We start from the raw sequence: 6,650 nt of genomic DNA, 5'->3' as shown, positions 1-6,650 counted from the left end.
AAAAAAAAAAACCCCCCCCCGGGGGGGGGGTTTTTTTGTGCCTGATGCCGGTGAGTGACGGCTCACCGGCATAACCAGTATGATAACGGTTCAACCAACCCGGGACCGACTATGGACAAAGACACAGTAGTAACGCTGTTGAAATACAAGCGCTGGATTGACCTTGCCACCTTACAGGCGATCCGCGCGATTGACGGAACGGTACATGGCGAAAAGCGTCACCTGACCATCAGGCTGATGAACCATATCCATGTCGTTGATATGATTTTCCGGGCGAACCTGCGCGGCAGGCCGCACGGCTACACCGCGCTGAATACCCCTGAGACGCCAACCGTTGATGAGCTGGAAACGGCCATGACCGCCTGTACGGACGAATACATTCAGTACGTCAGCGCCATGACCCCCGCCGATTTCCACGAACGTATCGCCTTCAAATTTGTCGACGGCGGCGACGGCAATATGACCGCGATGGAGATGCTGAACCATATGCTCTTTCACGGCGCCTATCACCGCGGCGCGGTGGGCTGGATGATTGGCGAATGCGGCGGCGTGCCGCCGAAAGAGGTGCTGACCGTTTTCCTGCGCGACCATCATTCCTGACCGAGCGAAACCATTCACCGTCGATTACGCGGAGAATCAGCAGGAGCTCTGCCTGATGTCGAGTATGGGTTTTCTGGTACAGGGCGCTAAGGTGGGTTCCGATCGTGGCGATAGATACGCCCAGATATAAGGCGTCATGCCCCGCACCAGCAGCTCCGCCACTGCGTTTTCGGCGGGCTTGACGTTAAAGAGCTCCATCAAGGCGCTGCCGGTGAGAAACGCCAGTTTCTGCAGCGCCGATTTCCACAAATCAGGATCCAGGGTGCTCATCAGCACCGTTTCCAGGATCTCGATATAAATCCGGTCTGTATCACTCGCCATACCGCCGCCTGTGAGTCACAGTTTCCGCTGCCGGGGCGGCGCATATGGCCGCCCTAATCAGCATAGTTCCGTCAGCGAAACAATAACAATCCCGGTTCGCTGAGCAGACCGGGAAAGGCGGTTGCCGGGAGCGTGACGCCACCGCGCTATCAAGGGGGTTCAGGATCCACTGTTGCGGGTTTGGATAGCGCCCCCCTTCCGGCATAACGTCAGCCAGATCGTCAGGGCGCACAGCAGGGTGACGACCGCCAGCCCGCTAAACAGTAGCGTATAAGCAGAGTCATAGCTCTCGCGCAGCACCCGGAGGGAAAAATCAGGCAAAAGCGCAGCCGCCTGCGGCATATTGCCGGCCCCCAGCCAGCCTGCGGCGCGGTGAATCACCTCGGGGGCATACCCGTGAACGCGACTCTGCAGGGTCAGGGTATTGCTTGCCGTTAATACCGCGGAGACGACCGCCAGGGCGATCCCCTCGCCGGCAACGCGTACGGTGTTGAACAGGCCTGCCGCCATACCGGCTTTGGCGACCGGCACAGCGGATATCGCCAGGCCATCCATCAGTCCCCAGGGAAGCGCCGCCCCCGCCCCACAGAGGATCAGCGCCAGCACAAGTTGCGGGAGGTGGTTACTGTGAAAAGCATCGCCCAGCAACAACAACCCGACGGAGGCCATCATCAGTCCCGCCGTGGACACCTGCCCCGGTGAAAACCAGCGGGTGAGCAGGGCCGCAACGGATGGGAAAACCAGCATCGGCGTGGTCAGCGCCATCAGATACAGTGCGCTCTGCGACTCACTCATCCCCTCTCCGCCCATAAAATGCAGTGGAACAATAATCAGCAGGACCACGTAGCAACAGCAGGTGGCGACAGGCAACAACAGTACGCCGACAAAACGCGGATGACGCAGCAGGGAGAGTTCCAGCACCGGGTTGTTCACCCTCCGGCAGCGTACGACAAACGCCACGAACAGCCCCCCCGACGCGATGAGCAAGGCCAGCGTGGTCAGGGATAAAAAACCGCGGGCCGGAATGACCATAAGCGATGCAGTAAACAGCATCAGGGCCAGCGTAAACAGGGTTAGGCCCAGGTTGTCGGGTGTCCGCGGCTCGCTTTTTTCTGCCGCTGGCAGATACGCCAGACCGATAAGCAGAACTATCGCCGAGAGCAGCGCAAACAGGGCGTATACGCCGCGCCAACCCACCGCGTCGATCATGAAGCCGATCAGCAGCGGACCGAACGCCAGGCCAACGCCGAACACCGTGCCGAGGATGCTGAATGCCCGGGTCCGCTGAGCGCCATCATACAGCTGGGCCAGCGCCGCACTGCCGCTGGCTAAAATCATCGCCGCGGCCAGGCCCTGCAGAGCCCTCAACACGCCTGACAGGAAGAGATTGTGCGTCAGGCAAAACAGCAGGCTGCTCAGGCAAAACAGCGCGGCGCCGGCGATAAAAATACGTTTTCTGTCGATGGCATCCGCCGTCACCCCTGCGGCCAGCAAAAAGCTGCCGAAAGTCAGCATAAAGCCATTGGTCAGCCACGACAGCGCAGCGGGAGAGCCGCCCAGCGACTGCTGTATCGCGGGGGTGGTCATGACGCCGCCGGTAAAACTTAACGGCAGCAGCAAGGCCGCCATAAAGACAGAAAGCGCGGCCAGGGCGCTGGCGTATCGGGAAGGTGTTCTGGCGGTGAGTAACATCGGGCGGCCCTCATCAGTCGGCAAGGAATGAATAAACTGTCGCCATCCTATTGCGGATGTTAATGCCGATAAATAGACTGAAAATATCTTCTTAAGAGACATAAGGTTTATAATCGATGGACAGCCTCACCTCGCTGACGTCCTTTGTCCGCACCGCCGAAACGCTAAGCTTTGTTCAGGCCGCCAGGCTGCTGGGCATATCTGCCTCGGCGGTGGGTAAGAATGTCGCCCGGCTTGAGCATAAACTGGGGGTCCGGCTGTTCAACCGCAGCACCAGAAACGTCAGCCTGACGGCGGAGGGGGCCGCATTTCTGACACGCTGCCAGAGTATCCTGGAGCAGATCCAGGAGGCCGAGTCAGAGCTGACCAGCAGTCTCTCACAGCCCACCGGCAAACTGAGGATTTCACTGCCCGTCATTGGCTACCGCCTGTTGCTCCCCGCCCTCACCGCCTTTAGCCGTCTTTATCCGCAGGTTGAACTGGATCTCGACTTTAGCGACCGGCTGGTCAATCTGATCGATGAGGGAGTTGATGTCGCTATCCGCAGCGGTGAATTAGCGGACTCCCGCTTGATCGCCAGAAAGCTGGGAGGCTTTCGTTTTGTGCTCTGCGCCAGTCCGGCCTATCTGGCGGAATACGGCGCCCCCGACTCGCCAGCGGAATTGGCGGCGCACAAGTGCATTTTTTTCCGCTTCCCCGCGACGGGGCTGATCCAGCCCTGGGAACTGCGCGGTATGCGACTGACGGGAGATTTCAGGTCCGCTGCCGTGATGACGGTCAATAACATTGAGGCCGCCATTCGCTTAAGCGCGGCGGGGATGGGCATCGCTTATGTGCCTGATTTTGTCGTGCGCGAGGCAATGGATGAGGGACAACTGCAGGAGGTGTTGCCCGGGTGTTGCATCAAGGATGGGCATTTCTCGGTCCTGTGGCCCGCCAGCCGCTATCTGTCACCGCGAATACGCTGTTTTATCGATTTTATGGCTGCGGCAGAGATACCCTTGTCACCCGCATCGGCACCCCCACCCCTTGTATCTAACAATTTGAGGTGATTAGCTACCCCCACTGAAGCAGAGTGTGCCGCCCCCTTCCCTTTAGGTCAGAAAAGTCTGCACCGCTGAATCCTGATCTGCAGCGTATGGCCCTCCGCTTCACCTTTCATACCAGCTCATCTGGGTGAACGGTTAGTGGGTTTGAGGTTTACTCAACCACTACAACGACTTTGCCAACCTGTCCATTTGCTTCCATATAGCGCTGTGCATCCGCAATATCCTCAAGCGGAAATGTTTTATCAATGACAGGTTTCAGTTTGCCGGAACGTAACCCTTCGGTGACGAAGGATTTTGCGCGTGCCATTTTTTCAGGGTCCGTCGTAATTTCAAACAGCTCATATCCACGCAGCGTGAGATGCTTACCGAGAATATCAAAGACAGGCACAAGAAGGTCGCGGCTGTCTAGCGCGCCGTACTGGAAGAACATCCCTTGCGGTGCCATCACCTGGGTCAGTTTTGCCACGTCCGGCCCACCGACAGGATCAAAAACAATATGGGCGCCCATGCCATCTGTCGCATGATTGATTTCCGCAACCATATCCTGCTCAGCGCTAGCGATAACAGTGGCGGCACCCGCTTTAAGAAGCATGTCTCTTTTTTCGGCAGTTCGGGTAAGCGCAATGGGTTTAGCACCCAGCATGTTAGCAATCTGTATGGCAGCCAGTCCTACGCTGCTTGATGCTGCGCGGATCACAACATTCTGCCCAGCCTGAAGGTTGCCATATTCAACCAGCGCGCCATATGCAGTGACATACATCATCCAACTTGCAGCGGCTTCCTCAAAGGAAAGATTTTCAGGATGCTTCACAACAGCGTGCACAGGTGCATTGACCAGTTCGCCGTACATGCCGTATTCATTAAACATAAACGAAGGGATTACGCTGACCAGATCGCCAGTGGTAAACGCCTCAACATTCTCACCTACGGCCTGCACAACGCCAGCCGCTTCATAACCAAGACGTGCCGGAAATTCCGGCTCAATAACATATTGGCCGTTGCGGTACATGATTTCTGCACGATTAAGACCGATAGCCTGCACGCGAATCTGAACTTCACCCGCTGCTGGTGCGGGCACCTCCATATCGACAATTTCCAAAACTTCCGGACCACCGGTGCGGTTAAAGGTAACAACTTTAGACATATTCAGCTCTCGTCAGTTATCAGCACATCTTTCGAATATTGTTGAAGACATGCCAGGTTTATTTACTGACAATCTACGCTGCTATAAACGTACCAAAAATAGCTGACAGGGAACTTCAGTATTAATTATCTGTTAACAATCCATTGGTTTCAGCGGTTCTGCATGGTCAGAACTTCACTGAACCAGTCGATAAAGACCCGTACTTTGGGCGAAAGGTAGTGCCTGTCCGGATACAGCACCGACACAGGCTTAGACACAGAAGGGTATTGCGTCAGAATCTCTTCAAGAGCGCCGGAAGCAATATGTGGAGCAAGGGCGTTAAAGGTGGCCTGGATTATGCCGAGGCCCGCCAGTCCACAGGAGAGCAGAATATCTGAATTATCAACCAGCATGCTGCCTACGGGACGCAACGAAACAATCTTCCCGTCCTTAGTAAATTTCCATTCCATCACATCACGACTGTGGTCGCTGAAAAAGTTTATTGCCCGATGCTGATCCAGATCCGCAAGTGTTTCCGGTCGTCCATATTGTTGCAAGTAAGACGGGGCTGCACAGGTGACCATCCTGATGTCACCAAGACGTCTGGAAATAAAACTCGAATCCTGAAGCTCACCCAGGCGGACAAGACAGTCCACACCTTCACTAATGAGATCGGTTTTTTTGTCCGATGAAACCAATATGACATCAATGTCAGGATACAGTGACTGGAAATGTTTGAGATTAGGGATCAGTATGGCGTGAGCCAGCGCCAGCGGGACATCAATCCTGAGCCGCCCCCGAGGTGGAAGGGTAGGTGAAAAGCTCGCCATCATGTCATTAACTTCAGACAATACAAGCCTGGCACGATGATAAAACGCCTCCCCTTCAGCCGTAACGCTCAACTTACGGGTAGTGCGATGGATGAGTTTTACGCCGAGGTCGTCCTCTATCTGCTGTATCGCTTTGCTCACGGTGGGACGATGAATCTGCAGAATGTCAGCGGCCCTTGTAAAGCTGCCCTGCTCAACAACCTGTACGAAAATATTAAGGTATTCAATCATGTTTGAATGCACGTGATCACCTGGCTTTAGTTAGGCTGTTCGTAGCTGGTATTGTAAAGTAAACAATTCCGATGGGCATCAAACTAAGGACTTGATGGCTTTCAAAATGTGCGCTCCTGGCTCGAAGCGGGCGTACTGGGTGAGTTTAAAGTCCGCTGTGAGCGAAGAGCGGATATTCAGACCGACTGATAGCTGATTTTGAGTTGCCAAAAAGAGCGCTCCTATTCAGTACAAAAAAGATGGTAATGTTTCATAAAATCTCTTAGACCTTGCAGGAATGGTTTTGAAATGAATGGATCTTGTTTGTGTGGAACAATTGAATTTGAACTTACTCATAAACCAGCAGTGTTTTATCGTTGTCATTGCTCGCTTTGCAGAAAGCAGAGCGGTGTGGGTTACAATCTCGCCACACTAGTCAAAGACAGTGAGTTTCGCTGGATTAAAGGGGAAAACTGCATTGCTTCATGGTCTAAGCCAACGGGGTACCGTACAGATTTTTGCAATGTATGTGGCTCAACTGTGCCTAACAGTCTGCGAGACGTACCTTATGTCTGGGTTCCTGTTGGTTTAATTGACGAACGTCTTGAAATGGAATGTGCAGGAGACTTCTGCACTGATGATGCAATGCCCTGGGATGAAACCCGCTCACCTAGTTGTCACGCTGGACCTGTCGAGTCGCTAGCCTCGCTTTTAAAGTACCTGAAACTCAATTCCTGAGCGTCAGCATTTGGCACAAAGCAGACGTTAAAACCTACAGCATCGGAAAGCTTCTGAATGCCGCGTCAGCGGCATGGAGGCGCCAGA

Annotated in this window: 7 protein-coding genes; 3 read left to right on the top strand and 4 right to left on the bottom strand. The window is 54.6% G+C overall.

The window, feature by feature from the left end; all coding sequences use genetic code 11:
* Positions 1 to 111: 111 nt before the first annotated feature.
* A complete protein-coding gene (locus HMPREF9538_RS01345; protein ID WP_004175817.1) occupies positions 112 to 600 on the top strand; it encodes a DinB family protein in 489 nt (162 codons plus the stop codon).
* A gap of 36 nt (positions 601 to 636) precedes the next feature.
* On the opposite strand, the gene HMPREF9538_RS01350 is transcribed toward HMPREF9538_RS01345, so the two are convergent.
* Positions 637 to 921 carry a hypothetical protein gene (locus HMPREF9538_RS01350; protein WP_002907923.1) on the bottom strand — a complete coding sequence of 95 codons (285 nt, stop codon included), beginning with the start codon at positions 919 to 921 and terminating at the stop codon, positions 637 to 639.
* A 159-nt stretch (positions 922 to 1,080) separates the two neighbouring features.
* Entirely contained in the window at positions 1,081 to 2,613 is a 1,533-nt protein-coding gene (locus HMPREF9538_RS01355; RefSeq protein ID WP_009486394.1) for an MFS transporter, read from the bottom strand.
* 116 nt (positions 2,614 to 2,729) lie between these two features.
* Between HMPREF9538_RS01355 and HMPREF9538_RS01360 the strand changes: the two genes are divergently transcribed.
* Positions 2,730 to 3,665 (top strand): LysR family transcriptional regulator, encoded by a 936-nt coding sequence (locus HMPREF9538_RS01360; RefSeq protein ID WP_004210091.1) that lies wholly within the window; start codon positions 2,730 to 2,732, stop codon positions 3,663 to 3,665.
* Between the two features lie 148 nt (positions 3,666 to 3,813).
* On the opposite strand, the gene HMPREF9538_RS01365 is transcribed toward HMPREF9538_RS01360, so the two are convergent.
* Together HMPREF9538_RS01365 and HMPREF9538_RS01370 are read right to left on the bottom strand one after the other, a co-directional pair.
* The gene (locus HMPREF9538_RS01365) at positions 3,814 to 4,806 is read right to left on the bottom strand and encodes a zinc-dependent alcohol dehydrogenase family protein (protein WP_004189630.1); all 993 of its coding nucleotides are present in this window, start codon (positions 4,804 to 4,806) and stop codon (positions 3,814 to 3,816) included.
* A gap of 149 nt (positions 4,807 to 4,955) precedes the next feature.
* Positions 4,956 to 5,846, bottom strand: coding sequence for a LysR family transcriptional regulator (locus HMPREF9538_RS01370; RefSeq protein ID WP_004189627.1), 891 nt, complete (start codon positions 5,844 to 5,846; stop codon positions 4,956 to 4,958).
* Between the two features lie 288 nt (positions 5,847 to 6,134).
* Between HMPREF9538_RS01370 and HMPREF9538_RS30760 the strand changes: the two genes are divergently transcribed.
* Entirely contained in the window at positions 6,135 to 6,563 is a 429-nt protein-coding gene (locus HMPREF9538_RS30760; protein ID WP_001554382.1) for a GFA family protein, read from the top strand.
* Positions 6,564 to 6,650 lie beyond the last annotated feature (87 nt).

Origin of the sequence: Klebsiella sp. MS 92-3 (genome assembly GCF_000195655.1) — a bacterium.
Taxonomy (GTDB): Bacteria; Pseudomonadota; Gammaproteobacteria; order Enterobacterales; family Enterobacteriaceae; genus Klebsiella; species Klebsiella pneumoniae.
The sequence above is the reverse complement of the archived record's forward strand: the minus strand, read 5'-3'. Positions and strand labels throughout refer to the sequence as shown.